Below are 15580 nucleotides of genomic sequence, written 5' to 3'. Positions count from 1 at the left end.
TCCTGATCTTTACTTCGACGCGCAGTCCTTGGCGTAGCGGTCGCCATAATTCGAAAACACCTTTTCGACGATCTCGGTCTGGAATTTGCCGTCCGGCCGCTTCGCGACCTTGGTGAGGTAGAAATCCTGGATCGGATAGCCGTTGTTGTTGAACTTGAAGTTACCGCGCAGCGAGGTGAAGTCGGCCTTCTTCAGCGCCGCGGCGACGGCATCCTTGTTGGAAAGGTCGCCCTTCACGGCCTTGACCGCGCTGTCGATCAACAGCGCCGCGTCATAGGCCTGCATGGCGTAGGTGCCGGGCACGCCCTTGTAGGCCGCCTCATAGGCCGCGACGAACTTCTTGCTCTGGGGGTTGTCGAGGTTCGGGGCCCAGTTCGCGCCGCCGAACATGCCGACGGCGGCGTCCTGCTGTGCGGGCAGGGTGGATTCGTCGACGGTGAAGGCGGAGAGCACCGGCACGGTGGCGCCGGCCTGCTTGTACTGCTTCACGAGATTCACGCCCATGCCGCCCGGCATGAAGGTGAACAACGCGTCAGGTTTCAGCGCGGCGATCTTGGACAGCTCGGGCTGGAAATCCAGCGTGTTCAGCGGCGTGTAGGATTCCTCGACGATTTCGCCCTTGTAGTCGAGCTTGAAGCCTGCGACGGAGTCGCGGCCGGCCTGATAATTCGGCACCAGCAAATAGACGCGCTTGTAGCCGCGGTCCTGCGCCACCTTGCCGAGGATCTCGTGGACCTGGTCGTTCTGGTACGAGGTCACATAGAAGAACAGGTTGCACTCCTTGCCGGCATAGCTTGAGGGGCCGGCATTCGGGCTGATCAGGAAGGTCTTGCTGTCGGTGACCGGGCGATGGATCGCCTGCAGGATGTTGGAGAAGATCGGGCCGACTACGAAATCGACCTTGTCGCGCTCGAGCAGGCCGCGCACCTTGACGACCGCGCCATCGGGCTTGAGTTCGTCGTCGGCGTTGACGATCTCGACATCGCGGCCGGCCATCTTGCCGCCGAGATCCTTGATCGCGAGCGCAAAGCCGTCGCGGACTTGCTGGCCAAGCGCCGCGGCCGGGCCCGAGGTCGTCACCAACACGCCGATCTTGATCTTCTCCTGCGCGATGGCCGGGGTCGCCGCGATACCCAGCAGCGCCGCCAATCCCACGAGCTTCGTCAATTGCTTCATGTCTCTCCCCCAACAACCGCCGTGATGTTTCGGCTTCCGCCCGTTTGGCCTCAGCTTAGTCTGACGCGCGCGACCGCCGCAAGCGATGTGGCGTCGTGCCAGGGCAAGCCAGCACCATGCAGCGAGGCACATGCAAGCGTCGCGCCAATTGCTTGAGGTTTAAAGAAATTGCAGGGATCGGTCTGGCTTATCAGGCAGGATTCGCAATTGTCCTTGCGGCGCAGCGCGAATTGCTTGAAGCTCAAAACAACCGGCCCGGCCGGGACCCGCCGCGAAGGCACGATCGCCGCATGAACCTCGATTCCGAAACCAAAGCCGTCGAATTGCCGGACGATCACGGCACCGAGCTCAGGCTGTGGCTCCGCCTCTTGACCTGCACCACGCTGATCGAAGGCGAGGTACGCAGCCAGTTGCGCGAGAAGTTCGACGTCACGCTGCCGCGCTTCGACCTGATGGCCCAGCTCGACAAGGTGCCGGACGGCATGACGCTGTCGGACCTTTCGAAGCGGATGATGGTGTCGAACGGCAACGTCACCGGGCTGGTCGAGCGGCTGGTCGAGTCCGGTCATCTCGATCGCCGCACCTCGGAGACCGACCGCCGCGTGCAGTTCATCCGGCTGACCAAGCTTGGCCGCGCCGAATTCCGCAAGATGGCGGCCGAGCACGAGAAGTGGATCGCCGATATCTTCGGCGATTTGTCGCCGAAGGATATCCGCGAACTGATGCGGCTGCTCGCCAAGGCCAAAGGCTCGGCCCAGCGTTCCGCCAAGGCAAGGACCGCTTAAGCCGTGAGCGAGATCGATTACGAGGTCGAATATAACAACCGGGCGCGAGTGCCGGAAAACCCGGCGCTGATGGCCGGCTGGGCGCGGGACTCCGCGGCCTATCGCGAACAGCACCCGCCGCGGCGGCTGAGCTACGGTGCCGGCAGCCGCAACGTCATCGACCTGTTCGAGGGTAACAGCGACGGGCCGCTGGTGGTCTTCATCCATGGCGGCTATTGGCAGGCGCTGGACGGCTCGTCGTCCAGCCACTGCGCGCGGGGCCTCAACGGCCACGGCATCAGCGTCGCGGTGCCGAGCTACGACCTCTGCCCCAATGTCTCAATCGGCGACATCATCGGCGAGATGCGCGCGGCGTGCCGCGAACTTGCAAAACTCGGCCGGCCGCTGGTCGTGTCGGGGCATTCCGCGGGCGGGCATCTTGCCGCATGCATGCTCGCGACCGATTGGCCGGTCTACGATACGTCGCTGCCGACGAATCTGGTCAGGGCTGCTTACGCGATCTCCGGCCTGTTCGAGCTCGAGCCGCTGGTCGGCACCTCCATCAACAAGGCGCTTGGGCTCGACCGCGACGCGGCAAGGGCGGCGAGCCCGTTGCTATGGAAAGCGCCCGCAGGCGCGACGCTCGATGCGGTGGTTGGCGGCGCCGAGAGTGCCGAATATCACCGGCAGAGCCAGACCATCGCCGACGTCTGGGGCAGAGCGGGTGTGACGACGCGATTCGGCACCTTGCCCGACGCCAATCATTTCACCGCGATCGCTCCGCTCGCCGACCCGGAGTCGGACATGGTCGCGCGGCTGAAGCAGCTCACGCAGATCTGAGATTCCAGGGGCCGCAGCCATTCTCCACCCTTGCGCCAAATTATTTTAAGTATAAAATGATTGGCGTTTGGAACGCTGCCGGGCGTCCTCGATACGATGTTGGTCTTGGCCTTTCTGGATGGAAAGCGAGGGGCAATCGAATGTCAGGTGAATTTCCCGGGCTCAGCCCATCTGGGCATGTCGACGATTTCGCGCGGCGCAACCTGCCGCCATTCGCGCAGTGGCCGAAGCTGCTGCTCGACCGGCCCGAGTTTAGCTATCCCGATTATCTCAATGCCGCGGTCGAGCTGACCGACCGCATCGTCGAGCAGGGCATGGGCGATCGCATCGCGCTGATCGGCAACGGCCGCCAGCGCACCTACAAGGAATTGACCGACTGGTCGAACCGCCTGGCGCACGCGCTGGTGGAGAATTACGGCGTCAAGCCCGGCAATCGCGTCCTGATCCGCTCCGGCAACAACCCGGCGCTGGTCGCGGCCTGGCTTGCGGCGACCAAGGCTGGCGCCGTCGTCGTCAACACCATGCCGATGCTGCGCGCCGGCGAACTGGCTAAGATCGTCGACAAGGCCGAGATTGCGCTGGCGCTGACCGACAGCCGCATCGCCGACGAGTTGGTGGCCTGCGCCAAGACCAGCAAATTCCTCAAGCAGGTCGTTAACTTCGACGGTACGCAGAACCACGACGCCGAGCTCGACCGGATCGCGCTGAACAAACCGGTCAAGTTCGATGCGGTGAAGACCGGCCGCGACGACGTCGCGCTGCTCGGCTTCACGTCGGGCACCACGGGCGAGCCCAAGGCGACCATGCACTTCCACCGCGATCTCCTGATCGTCGCGGATGGCTATGCGCGGGACGTGCTCAAGGTGACGCCGGACGATGTGTTCGTCGGCTCGCCGCCGCTCGCGTTCACGTTCGGCCTCGGCGGGCTGGCGATCTTCCCGCTGCGCTTCGGCGCTACCGCGACGCTGCTGGAGAACGCGGCGCCGAGCGAGATGATCCGGATCATCGAGACCTACAAGGCGACGATCTGCTTCACCGCGCCGACGGCCTATCGGGCGATGCTGGCCGCGATGGACAAGGGCGCCGATCTGTCGTCGCTGCGGCTCGCGGTCTCGGCCGGCGAGACGCTGCCGGCGCCGGTGTTCGAGAGCTGGACCAGGAAAACCGGCAAGCCGATCCTCGACGGCATCGGCAGCACCGAGTTGCTGCACATCTTCATCACCAACCGAATCGGCAGCGCCGTCGCCGGCACCACGGGCACGCCCGTGAGCGGCTACCAGGCGAAGATCGTCGACGAGGACATGAACGAGTTGCCGGCGGGCCAGGTCGGCAAGCTGGCGGTTCGCGGCCCGACCGGTTGCCGCTATCTCGCCGATTCTCGGCAGACCAAGTATGTCCGCGATGGCTGGAACATCACCGGCGATGCCTTCGTCAGCGACGAGAACGGCCGGCTGTCATTCGTGGCGCGCGCCGACGACATGATCATCTCCGCGGGCTACAACATCGCCGGTCCCGAGGTCGAAGCGGCGCTGCTCGGCCATCCCGACGTCGCGGAGTGTGCGGTGATCGGCGCACCCGACGAGGAGCGGGGACAGATCGTCTCGGCCTTCGTCGTGCTGAAGCAGGGCGCGCGCAGCGACGATGTCGAGGTCAAGCTGTTGCAGGATCACGTCAAGGCGACGATCGCGCCGTACAAATATCCCCGCGCGATCGCTTTTGTCGAAGCGCTGCCGAAGACCCAGACCGGAAAGATCCAGCGCTTCAAGCTGCGCGAGGCGAGCTAGAGGCAAGGCGGCGGCCGTGGCCGCCGCCTCCGCGTTCAATGCGCACCGGCGCCGCCCGCCGCGGTTTTCGGCTTGCCGGTCAGAACGATCGCAATCGCGGCGAGCGCCAGCACGACGCCGATCACGGCGAAGGCGTCACTGAAGCCAAGCACCAGCGCCTGACGCTTCACGATGTTGCCGATCGCCACGATGGCCTGGCTGTGTGCGGTGGCGGGGTCCGAGATGCCGTGGCTGAGGAAGTAGTTGGTGACCTCGGCGATCCGGGTCCGCACCTCGTCGCGGCCGAGGTGAACGGACTGGCCGATGATGTTGGAGTGGAACTGCTCGCGCTTGGTGACGATGGTCGAGAGCAGCGCCGTTCCGATCGCGCCGCCGAGGTTGCGCATCATGTTGGAGATGCCGGAGGCCGCCGGCGCATCCTGCGGCGCGACACTGCCGAGGCTGATGGCGGACAGCGGCGCCAGCGTGATCGCCTGGCCGACGGCGCGAACGATGTTCGGATAGAAAAACTGGTCGCCGGAATAGTCGAGCGACATCTGGATGTTCATGAAGGAGGAGATCGCGAACAGCGTCATGCCGGTGAACGCGATCAGGCGGGCATCGAAGCGCTGCATCAGCTTCGGCACCAGCGGGATCAGGATCAGTTGCGGCAGGCCGGTCCAGGCCAGCACCTGGCCGATCTGCTCGGCATTGTAGCGCTGCACCTGGCCGAGATAGGCGGGCAGCAGATAGACCGAGCCGAACAGCGCAAAGCCGACGAACACCGCCGAGATGGTACCGAAGCCGAAGCTGCGCTGGGTCAGGAGCCGCAGCCGGAGCAGCGGCTTCTCGACCACAAGCTCGATCCAGATGAACAGGGTCAGGCTGACCGCGGCGATCACGGCGAGCTTGACGATGAAGGGCGAGCCGAACCAGTCGTCCTTGTTGCCTTCCTCGAGCACCGCCTGCAATGACGACAGGCCGATCGCCATCGTGATGATGCCGAGCCAATCGCCCTCGCGCAGCAGATGCAGCCGCATCGGCTGGCGCTGCAGCGTGAAATACAGGGTCGCGACCATGACAGCGGTCGGGATCACGTTGACGAAGAAGATGGTTTGCCAGCCGTAATTTTCGGTCAGGTAGCCGCCGATGGTCGGGCCGATCGCCGGCGCAAAGGTCACCGCGAGCGCGAACATCGCCAGCCCAATCGGCTGCTGCGGCTTCGGCAGCTTGGTGAAGACAAGCGTAAAGGCCATCGGGATCAGCACGCCACCGAAGAAGCCCTGCAGGCCGCGCATCGCGATCATCGAGGGCAGATCGTGGGTGAAGGCGCAGGCGACCGAGAAGGCCGCGAACAGCGTAGCGAAGGTGATGATGATCTTGCGGAACGAGAACACTCGGCTGAGATAGTCGGTGAGCGGGATCACCACGATCTCGCCGATCAGATAGGACGTCGAGATCCAGGACCCGTTGTCGACGCCGGTTCCGATGCCGCCCTCGATGTTGAGCAGCGATGCGTTGGTGATCTGGATGTTGAGGATCGCCATGAAGGCACCGATCATGGCCGCCAGGATCGAGATCCAGACGGTCACGCTGGCGCGATTGGGATCCACGGTGGCAGCGGGGGAAGCCGCGGCGGGGGAGGAGAGCGCGAGGTCGGACATGACATCACCTATTTGAATGAGGCGACAGCAAGCTTGGGAGACGTGCTGGAGCGCGGAGCTTCCCCGGCAGGATGCGACAGCGTCGCGATGGAGGGGATCACCGACATGCCCGGCCGCAAATCGACATTGGTTGCGTCGAGCACGATCTTGACCGGGATACGCTGCACCACCTTGGTGAAGTTGCCGGTGGCGTTGTCCGGCGGCAGCAGCGCGAACTCCTGACCGCTTGCCGGCGCGAGGCTGTCGACATGGCCGCGCACGACCTGACCGGGGAACATGTCGACCTCGATCTCGACCGGCTGGCCCTTGCGGACATGGGTAAGCTGCGTCTCCTTGTAGTTCGCGATCACATAGGCGCCGGTAGCCGGCACCAGCGACATCAACTGCGTGCCGGCCTGCACGTACTGGCCTGTCCGCAGCGTGCGGTTGCCGACGACGCCGTCGATCGGCGCGATGATGGTGGTGTAGCTAAGATTGAGCTCGGCCTGGTGTTGCAGGGCAGTGGCCCGTCCCAATGCCGCGATCGCCTGGGCGATCTCGGCCTTGAGCAGTTCCACCTGGCGCTCGGCGGAGGCGAGGTTTGCGGTGTCGCGGGTGATGGCGGCCTGCGCGCTGGCGTAGCGCGACTGCGCCTGCTGTGCGTTCTGCAGGCTGCCGTAGCCCGTGCCGGCGAGGTCGGTGTAGCGCTTGTTCTCCTGCTCGGCGAAGGTCTGCGTCGCGGTATCCACCGCAAGCGTCGCGCGCGCCGCCTCGATCACGGAGTGCTGCACGTCGAGCTGGGCGCGTTTGCTGGTGATCGCGGCTTCGGCGGCAGCGACATCGGCCTTCGATTGATCAAGCGCGACCTTGAAATCGCGCTCGTCGATCCGTGCCAGGATCTGGCCGGCGCGCACCTGCTCATTGTCGCCGACCAGCACCGCAGTGAGATAGCCGGAGACCTTCGGTGCGATCGTGGTGTTGTCGGCCTTCACATAGGCGTCGTCGGTCGAAACCTGGAAGCGGCCGACCGTCCAGTAATCCCAGCCGTACCAGGCGCCGCCCGCGAGGACGGCGAGAGCTGCGCCGGTCATCAGCAGGCGGCGTAGCTTGCCCTTGGCGGCGGGGGGCTTGGCGGCCTCCGGATTGGCGATCAACTGCTTGCCGGCCCCGGCCGGAACCTGGCTCTCGGCCTTGAAGGACGTTTCATGTTGGCTCATGGCAGGCGCTCCTGATGCTCTATCCGTCTGGGAAACCTTACGAATTTTGAGGTCGGTCACCCGGGATAATTAGGAAACTTGATGTTTTCCAAAATAGAGCCCATATTTGGACTGTCAATAGAATGACAGTCGTCATCTAAAAGCATGGCTCGCGCATGAACCGAAACGGCAAGGACCAGACAGAGCAAACGGCGCCGGCGCGGCGTGGCCGCGGGCGGCCGCAGCTTCGTTCCGACGATGAGACGCGTGCGCTGATCTATGACGCCGCGCGGCGTGAATTTTCAGAGCGCGGGTTTGCGGCGGCCAGCATCGCCGACGTGGCGTGCCGGGCCGGCGTCTCCACCAAGACGCTCTATCGTTTGATCCCAACCAAGTTGGCGCTGTTCGAAGGCACGGTGACGGACCGTATGGACCGATTCATATCCAGCGTTAATCTCGGCGCGTGCGATGGCCGCGATATCGCGGCGGCGCTGGAGGCCGCGCTGCTGACCTGTGCCGAGCTCATACTCGATGCCGAGGTCATCGCACTCCAGCGGATCATCCTGGCCGACAGCGACAAATTCCCCGACATCGCCGAGATGTTCTACGAGAAGGCGATGCAGCGGACCCTCGGCGCGCTGGCTGCGTGGCTGGGTACGCAGCAGCGGCGGGGACGGCTAGCAGTGGACGACGCACAGGCTGCCGCGGGAATGCTGCTTGGCATGCTGGTCTTCCAGCCGCAACGCGACGTGATGTATGGCCATCGGCCACCGCTGTCGCGGGCGCAGATCGAGGCCCGCGCCAAGGCCTGTGCCGGGCTGTTCCTGTTCGGGTGCGCCGTGCCGGCCGATCAGATCAACAAGCAAAGCGGAGACGCGTGATGCCGGAGCCGGCCGCGACCTACACCGTCGAAGCGCGGATCTCGCGCGATGACCAAGCCAGATGTGAAGATATTCTGACGCGCTGGATGGCGGCGCTCAATCGCTATGACGCGTCAGCCATGGACGCGTTGATGCACTTCCCGCATGTGCGGATCGCCGGCGGCGTGGTCACCGTCTATCAGCAGCCCGGCAACAATCCGATGGACCTGTTCGAGCGGCTGCGCAAGCAGGACGGCTGGCATCACAGCGCCTGGAATGAGACCAGGCTCGTACAGTCCTCGCCGGCCAAGGCGCATTACGCCGTCCGCTATACGCGCTACCGCGAGGACGGATCGGTCATCGGGGTCTACGATTCCCTCTATGTGCTGAGCCTGCTCGGCGGCACCTGGAAGATCCAGAGCCGCTCGAGCTTTGGTCCCTGAGCAAGCCGCGTTACAAGTCGGGTTACTTGGCCGCCACCGCCGATGCCGGAGGCTGGGCCAGCACCTGCCGGATCATCCGGGCGAGATCGGCCTTGCGATAGGGTTTTGGCAACAGCGTCACGTCCGGGTCGAGACGGCCGTGATGAATGATCGCGTCCTCGGTATAGCCCGACGTAAAGAGCACGCGCACCGAGGGCAGCTTGGCGATCACGGCATCGGCCACCTGCCGGCCGTTCATGCCGCCGGACATGATGACGTCGGTGAACAGCACGTCGCAGACGAAGCCGTTCTCGACCGCAGCCAATGCCTCCGGGCCGTTGGCGGTGACCATGGTGCGGTAGCCAAGCTGCTCGAGCTGGGCGCTGACGTAATTGCGGACCAGCGGATCGTCCTCGACGACCAGGATGGATTCGTGGCCGCCGCGCATGTCGACCGGAGGCGGCGGCTCGACGTCGACCATGTCGCCCATGCTGCGCGGCAGATAGAGCTTGACCGAGGTGCCGTGGCCCTCTTCGGAATAAATCTTGAGATGCCCGTCGGACTGCTTGATGAAGCCGTACACCATGCTCAGCCCGAGGCCGGTGCCCTTGCCGGTGTCCTTGGTGGTGAAGAACGGCTCGAACACCTTTTCGCGGATACCCTCCGGGATTCCGCCGCCGGTGTCGCTGACCGCGACCATCACATATTCACCGGCCCGCACATCGGGATTGGCGGCGGCATAGACCTCGTCGAGGATGACGTTGCTGGTCTCCAGCATCAGCTTGCCGCCGTCGGGCATCGCATCGCGGGCATTGACGGCGAGATTGAGCAGCGCAGTCGCCATATGGTTGGGGTCGATGAAGGCCGGCCAGGCGTCGGGCTCGAGCGCGGTATCGATCTCGATCTGCTCGCCGAGCGACGGGCGCAGCAGCCGCGCGGTGTCCTGCACCAGCGTATTGAGGTCGGCTTCACGCGGTTGCAGCGGTTGCTGCCGCGAGAAGGCCAGCAAATGCTTGGTCACCTCGGCGCCGCGAACGGCGGCGTCGCTGATCATTTTTGTCACCGACGACAGCGCGGCGTCATGTTCCACGGCCTCGGCGAGGATGTCGATCAGGCCCGTGATGACGGTCAGGATGTTGTTGAAGTCGTGCGCGATGCCGCCGGTGAGATGCCCGACGGCCTCCATCTTCTGCACCTGGCGCAGCTTCTGCTCGGCCTCGAGCTGCTCCCGCGTGGCCTCGACCTCGCGGGCGCGCATGAAGATTTCGGCTTCCATCTGCTCGGTGCGCTCGCGCAGCCGGTCGGTCAGCTTGTCCTGTTCGGCGCCGCGCTGCTTCAGCTGAATGAAGCCGGTGACGTCTTCCACCCGATGGATGATGTAGGTGAACTGTCCGGTCGGTCCGAAAACCGGCGTATTGCGCGGGCTCCAGTAGCGTTCCTCGAATCCGCCGCCCTCCGACTCGGGTTTGCGGATGTCGTATTTCTGCACCGACATGGTGTCGGGGCGGCGGAACTGGACCACGCGCTCCAGCGAGGCGCGCAGGTTGCGCGCGCCGTCGGCCGCCGGATCGTCCGGATTGTCGGGAAATACTTCGAACAGCCCGCGCCCAAGGATCGCGGCGCGCTCGGTCCTGGTGGCGCGCAGATAGGCGTCGCTTACTGCCACGATGCGAAAGTCAGGCTGCGTCAGCACCAGATAGAGGCCGGGCGCCGCCTCGAATAACGCCTTGAAGTCAGGCATCGGCGGGGACTGGTTTTGCAGTTCATCCTCCCTCGCAGGGATACGGTCCCCCAGTGACCGCAATCAAGATGTGGCACGCGCTCGTGGGAACTTCAATGGTTAACATACGGCATTAACTCGATTTTTCCGATCGAACTGGCATCGCAATGTCGTGGCGTTAGCGGGAGTTCGGCAGATAGCGCCAGCCCTCTTTGCCCAGGAAGTCCAGCATCGCCTGGGCGGGCGGCAGCAGGATCTTGTCGGTGCGCCTGATTGCGTGCCACTGCCGCACGATCGGCAAGCCCTTCACCTTGAGCACCACCAGCCGGCCATCCTCCAGTTCGTGGAACACGGTGTGCTGGGAAATGAAGGCGATGCCGAGCCCAGCCATGACGGCCTGCTTGATGGTCTCGTTGCTGTCCATCGCCATGCCGAGCTTCGGCTCCAATCCGACCCGCTCGAAATATTGCTGCATCAGCATCCGTGTGCCCGATCCCTGCTCGCGGGTGATGAAGGTCTCATTGGCGAGCTCCGATGTCGCGACGTGCCGCCGGCGCGCCAGCCGATGATCGGGTGCGGCGATGATGAAGTGCGGATGCCGGCCGAGCGGCTTCATCTCGACCTCGACATCGGCCGGCGGCCGGCCCATCACCGCGATATCGAGGTCGTAGCCGCGCAGCGCATCGCGAATCTCCTCGCGGTTGCCGATCCGCAGCGTCACCTCGATCTTGGGAAAGCGGCGTGAGAACGCCGCGATCGCGAACGGCACGAAGTATTTCGCGGTCGAGACCGCGCCCATCGCGACGCGGCCGCCGCTGCGGCCTGCGATCATGTCGAGCGACTGCTCGCAATCCTTCAGCGCCGCCTCGATCCGTTCGATCAGCGTCAGCACATGCGCGCCGGCATCGGTCAGCGCCATGCCGTCGCCGGTGCGCTGGATCAGAGGCAACCCCGCCAGCGCCTGCAGGTTGCGGAGCTGCAGCGTCACCGCCGGCTGCGTCAGGTTCAGCTGGTTGGCCGCCGACGTGATCGAGCCGGCCTCGTGCACCGCGGACAGCGCGCGCAGCTGGCGGATGGTGAGGTCCCGCGAGAAGTTCCCGGCCATCGCAAGCTCCATAAGAAATACTTTGCCAAGACCAAAGATAATAAAATTTCCCTAATTCGGCAAATCGCGCGTTGATACGGCGAAGGCGACTCCTTGCGGTGCCGCTCGACACCTCGGGACAGAGGGCGCGATCAAAGGGAGTGGCCGGTGGAGATTCGTCCTGCATTGCATGCCCATCTGGAGTGGCCGACGCAGCACAACCCGTTGCGCGCCGCGACCGTTGCGGTGGTCGAAGCCCTTGCCTGCGCCGCGATCGAACTGTCGCGCATCATCGCCGCCGGGCCGCTTGCCGGCATCGGCGGCGAAAGCGGCGGGATCAATCCCGACGGCGATCGCCAGAAGACCATCGATATCGTCGCGGACGGACTGATGCGCGACGCGCTGCGCACTGCACCGGTCGCCGCTGTCTTGTCCGAGGAGGTCGAACTGCCAGAGACGCTCGATCCCGATGCGCCGCTCTGTGTCGCGATCGATCCGCTGGATGGATCGGCCAATCTCGAAAACAACATCTCGATCGGCACGATCTTCTCGATCCGGCCGAAGGGCAACGACGTTCTCTCGACTTTCTTCGAGCCCGGCACGGCGCAATGTGCGGCCGGCTGCTTCGTCTATGGTCCGCAAACCGTGCTGGTGCTTGCGCTCGACCAGTGCGTCGACTGTTTCACGCTCGACCCGCGAACCGGCTCGTTCGTCCTGACCGCACGTGAGCTGCGGGTGCCGCAGGAGGCGTCGGAATTCGCGATCAACGCCTCGAACCGCCGGCACTGGAGCGGCCCGGTGCGCAACTACATCGATGACTGCCTCGCCGGCGTGAACGGCGAACTCGGGCAGGATTACAACATGCGTTGGATCGGCTCGCTGGTGGCCGAAGCCTACCGCATCCTGATGCGCGGCGGCGTGTTCCTGTATCCGGCGGATGCGCGCCAGGGCTACCGCGAAGGCCGCTTGCGCCTGCTGTACGAGGCGCATCCCATTGCGCTGATCATGGAATGGGCTAATGGCGCTGCCTCGAGCGGCCGCTCACGCATTCTGGAACTCTCGGCACGTACACCGCATCAGCGCGTGCCGCTGATCATGGGATCGACGCGCGCCGTGCGCGACGTCGATGCGATCCACCTGACCGTCGAGCCGTTGTTCGAGAGCAGCGATGCCCCGCTGTTCGCGCGGCGCGGCCTGTTCCGCTGAGGGAGGAACGCGTGTCTCGCAGGCATCCCATTATCTCGATCACCGGCTCGTCCGGTGCCGGCACCACCTCGGTGAAGAAGACGTTCGAGAATATCTTCCGCCGCGAGAACGTGGTCGCGGCCTATATCGAGGGCGACGCCTTCCACCGCTACGACCGCGCCGAGATGCGCAGCATGATGGTTGAGGAGGCCGAGCGCGGCAACAAGCACTTCAGCCATTTCAGCCCCGAGACCAATCTGTTCGAGGAGCTGGAGAAGCTGTTCAGCGACTATGCCGAGACCGGCACCGGCACCACCCGGCACTATGTGCATGACGAGGAGGAAGCGCGGCTCTATGGCGCGAAGCCCGGCACCTTCACCGCCTGGGAGGCGCTGCCGGAGAACTCTGACCTCTTGTTCTACGAAGGCCTGCATGGCGCGGTGGTCACCGACAAGGTGAACGTCGCGCAGCACGCCGACCTCAAGATCGGCGTCGTGCCGGTCATCAACCTCGAATGGATCCAGAAGCTGCACCGCGATCGCAGCCATCGCGGCTACTCCACCGAGGCGGTGACCGACACCATCCTGCGCCGCATGCCGGACTATGTGAATTACATCTGCCCGCAATTTACCGAGACCGACATCAACTTCCAGCGCGTGCCGACGGTCGACACCTCGAACCCGTTCATCGCGCGCTGGATCCCGACGCCCGATGAATCGATGGTCGTGATCCGGCTGAAGAACCCGCGTGGCATCGACTTTCCTTATCTACTCTCGATGATCCCAAACAGCTTCATGTCGCGGGCCAACTCGATCGTGATTCACGGCGCCAAGCTCGACCTCGCGATGCAGCTCATCCTGACCCCGCTGATCCTGCAATTGATCGAACGAAAGAGGCGAACGATATGACCGCACTTGCGTCCGTTGCGAGCCGCCCCGAAATCGGCCACGACGAGATGGCCAACGCCATCCGCTTCCTCGCCATCGATGCGGTAGAGCAGGCGAAATCCGGCCATCCCGGCATGCCGATGGGCATGGCCGATGTCGCGACCGTGCTGTTCACCGACTTCCTGAAGTTCGATCCGACCGATCCGGCCTGGCCCGACCGCGACCGCCTCGTGCTGTCGGCCGGCCACGGCTCGATGCTGCTCTATGCGCTGCTCTATCTGACCGGCTACGAGCGCATGACGCTCGATCAGCTTAGGGCTTTCAGGCAATGGGGATCGCAGACCCCCGGGCATCCCGAGTATGGCCATACGCCGGGTGTCGAGACCACGACCGGACCGCTCGGGCAGGGGATCGCGACCGCGGTCGGCATGGCGCTCGCCGAACGCTTGATGAACGCCCGCTTCGGCGACGACCTCGTCGACCACTACACGTACGTGATCGCCGGCGATGGTTGCCTGATGGAAGGCCTCAGCCATGAGGCGATCTCGCTCGCCGGCCATCTGCGGCTGAACCGGCTGATCGTGCTGTTCGATGACAACCAGATCTCGATCGACGGCGCCACCTCGCTGTCCTGCTCGGACGACCAGAGCGCGCGGTTTGCGGCCAGCGGCTGGAACGTCTGCCGGATCGACGGCCACGATCCGCAGGCGATCACAGCTGCGATCAGGCAGGCGCGCGCCAGCGATCGTCCGTCGCTGATCGCCTGCCGCACCGTGATCGGGTTCGGTGCTCCGAACCGGCAGGGCAGCGAGAAGGTGCATGGTGCGCCGCTCGGTGCCGATGAGGCAGCGAAGACCCGTGCCGCGTTGCGCTGGCCGTATCCGGCCTTCGAAATCCCCGATGCGGTGCTTGCCGAGTGGCGCGAGCTCGGCGGTCGCGGCCGCGACGCGCGGCGGGCCTGGATCGAGCGCTCGCGCAGCGTCTGCAAGGGCGAGCGATCTCCGTTCCACGATGCGCTGAACCGGAAGTTGCCCTGCGCCTATGCCGAGGCGATGGCGAAGCTCGTCGATCGGTTCGCGACCGAGCGTCCGAAACTCGCCACGCGGCAGGCGTCGCAGCAGGTCATCGACGTGATCGCCGAAGCGTTGCCCAATCTCCTGGGCGGGTCGGCCGACCTGACGCATTCCAACCTGACGCTGGCGAAGTCGCAGGTTTCAGTGCGGCCGGACAAGCTCGACGGCAGCTACATCCATTACGGCATCCGCGAGCACGCTATGGCAGCTGCGATGAATGGAATCGCCCTGCACGGCGGCTTCATCCCCTATGGCGGCACCTTTCTCAGCTTTGCCGATTACAGCCGGCCGGCGATCCGCCTCGCGGCGCTGATGGGCATCCGTGTCGTCCATGTGATGACCCACGACTCGATCGGGCTCGGCGAAGACGGGCCGACGCATCAGCCGGTCGAGCATCTGGCCGCGCTGCGGGCGATCCCGAACCTGCTGGTGTTCCGTCCGGCCGATGCGGTCGAGACGGCGGAAGCCTGGGACTGCGCGCTGAAGGCAGAGACCTCGCCGTCGATCCTCTGCCTGTCGCGGCAGGCGCTGCCGACGGTTCGCGACGGCAGCAGGGACAACCAGGTCGCGCTCGGCGCCTACATTCTCGTCGAGCCGGCCCTCGGGCGTGACGTCACCCTGATTGCAACGGGTTCGGAGGTGGCGATCGCGCTCGAAGCCGCAAAGCTGCTGGCGGAAGCAGGGGTGAAGGCCGCGGTCGTTTCGGCCCCGTGCTTCGACCTGTTCCGCCAGCAGCCGAGCGACTATCGCGCAAAAGTGCTGGGCGGCGCGCCGCGCGTCGGCGTCGAAGCCGCGGTCGAGGGCGACTGGGCCCGCTGGCTCGGTGACGACGGTGCATTCGTGGGCATGACCGGCTTCGGCGCGTCAGCGCCGGCCGACGTGCTCTACCGCGAATTCGGCATCACACCAGGGGCGGTCGCCGCCACCGCAAGACAGCTCATTCAACGAGCGAATTGAAAGGAGGACG

Annotated in this window: 13 protein-coding genes; 8 read left to right on the top strand and 5 right to left on the bottom strand. The window is 64.9% G+C overall.

Annotated features, from left to right (window positions below):
• Window positions 1-9: 9 nt before the first annotated feature.
• The gene (locus AKN83_RS05730) at window positions 10-1176 is read right to left on the bottom strand and encodes an ABC transporter substrate-binding protein (RefSeq protein WP_050405071.1); all 1167 of its coding nucleotides are present in this window, start codon (window positions 1174-1176) and stop codon (window positions 10-12) included.
• 290 nt (window positions 1177-1466) lie between these two features.
• On the opposite strand from AKN83_RS05730, the gene AKN83_RS05725 reads away from it, so the two are divergent.
• From AKN83_RS05725 to AKN83_RS05715, 3 genes are all read left to right on the top strand, one after another.
• Entirely contained in the window at window positions 1467-1961 is a 495-nt protein-coding gene (locus tag AKN83_RS05725; RefSeq protein WP_050405070.1) for a MarR family winged helix-turn-helix transcriptional regulator, read from the top strand.
• 3 nt (window positions 1962-1964) lie between these two features.
• Complete coding sequence (locus AKN83_RS05720) at window positions 1965-2780, top strand: alpha/beta hydrolase (RefSeq protein ID WP_063695200.1); 816 nt, start codon at window positions 1965-1967, stop codon at window positions 2778-2780.
• Window positions 2781-2920: 140 nt separating this feature from the next.
• Window positions 2921-4564, top strand: a complete 1644-nt coding sequence (locus AKN83_RS05715; RefSeq protein WP_050405069.1) for a benzoate-CoA ligase family protein — start codon at window positions 2921-2923, stop codon at window positions 4562-4564.
• A 35-nt stretch (window positions 4565-4599) separates the two neighbouring features.
• On the opposite strand, the gene AKN83_RS05710 is transcribed toward AKN83_RS05715, so the two are convergent.
• Window positions 4600-6207, bottom strand: coding sequence for an MDR family MFS transporter (locus tag AKN83_RS05710; RefSeq protein WP_063695199.1), 1608 nt, complete (start codon window positions 6205-6207; stop codon window positions 4600-4602).
• 8 nt (window positions 6208-6215) lie between these two features.
• The gene (locus AKN83_RS05705) at window positions 6216-7403 is read right to left on the bottom strand and encodes an HlyD family secretion protein (protein ID WP_050405068.1); all 1188 of its coding nucleotides are present in this window, start codon (window positions 7401-7403) and stop codon (window positions 6216-6218) included.
• A 155-nt stretch (window positions 7404-7558) separates the two neighbouring features.
• Here AKN83_RS05705 and AKN83_RS05700 point away from each other — a divergent pair, with 155 nt between their 5' ends.
• Window positions 7559-8263, top strand: coding sequence for a TetR/AcrR family transcriptional regulator (locus AKN83_RS05700; RefSeq protein WP_050405067.1), 705 nt, complete (start codon window positions 7559-7561; stop codon window positions 8261-8263).
• A complete protein-coding gene (locus tag AKN83_RS05695; RefSeq protein WP_050405066.1) occupies window positions 8263-8685 on the top strand; it encodes a DUF6841 family protein in 423 nt (140 codons plus the stop codon). The genes AKN83_RS05700 and AKN83_RS05695 overlap by 1 nt, the downstream gene beginning before the upstream one ends.
• Window positions 8686-8707: 22 nt before the next feature.
• On the opposite strand, the gene AKN83_RS05690 is transcribed toward AKN83_RS05695, so the two are convergent.
• Window positions 8708-10405 (bottom strand): ATP-binding protein, encoded by a 1698-nt coding sequence (locus tag AKN83_RS05690; RefSeq protein WP_157113224.1) that lies wholly within the window; start codon window positions 10403-10405, stop codon window positions 8708-8710.
• A gap of 157 nt (window positions 10406-10562) precedes the next feature.
• The gene (locus AKN83_RS05685; RefSeq protein WP_050405116.1) at window positions 10563-11489 is read right to left on the bottom strand and encodes a LysR family transcriptional regulator; all 927 of its coding nucleotides are present in this window, start codon (window positions 11487-11489) and stop codon (window positions 10563-10565) included.
• 153 nt (window positions 11490-11642) lie between these two features.
• Here AKN83_RS05685 and AKN83_RS05680 point away from each other — a divergent pair, with 153 nt between their 5' ends.
• Genes AKN83_RS05680 through tkt form a run of 3 tightly spaced genes read left to right on the top strand, consistent with a single transcriptional unit; the run spans window position 11643 to window position 15570 of the window.
• Window positions 11643-12674 (top strand): class 1 fructose-bisphosphatase, encoded by a 1032-nt coding sequence (locus AKN83_RS05680; RefSeq protein ID WP_430641504.1) that lies wholly within the window; start codon window positions 11643-11645, stop codon window positions 12672-12674.
• An 11-nt stretch (window positions 12675-12685) separates the two neighbouring features.
• Complete coding sequence (locus AKN83_RS05675; protein ID WP_050405064.1) at window positions 12686-13561, top strand: phosphoribulokinase; 876 nt, start codon at window positions 12686-12688, stop codon at window positions 13559-13561.
• Window positions 13558-15570 (top strand): transketolase, encoded by a 2013-nt coding sequence (gene tkt / locus AKN83_RS05670; RefSeq protein WP_050405063.1) that lies wholly within the window; start codon window positions 13558-13560, stop codon window positions 15568-15570. The genes AKN83_RS05675 and tkt overlap by 4 nt, the downstream gene beginning before the upstream one ends.
• Window positions 15571-15580 lie beyond the last annotated feature (10 nt).

Origin of the sequence: Bradyrhizobium embrapense (genome assembly GCF_001189235.2) — a bacterium.
GTDB lineage: Bacteria > Pseudomonadota > Alphaproteobacteria > Rhizobiales > Xanthobacteraceae > Bradyrhizobium > Bradyrhizobium embrapense.
The sequence above is the reverse complement of the archived record's forward strand: the minus strand, read 5'-3'. Positions and strand labels throughout refer to the sequence as shown.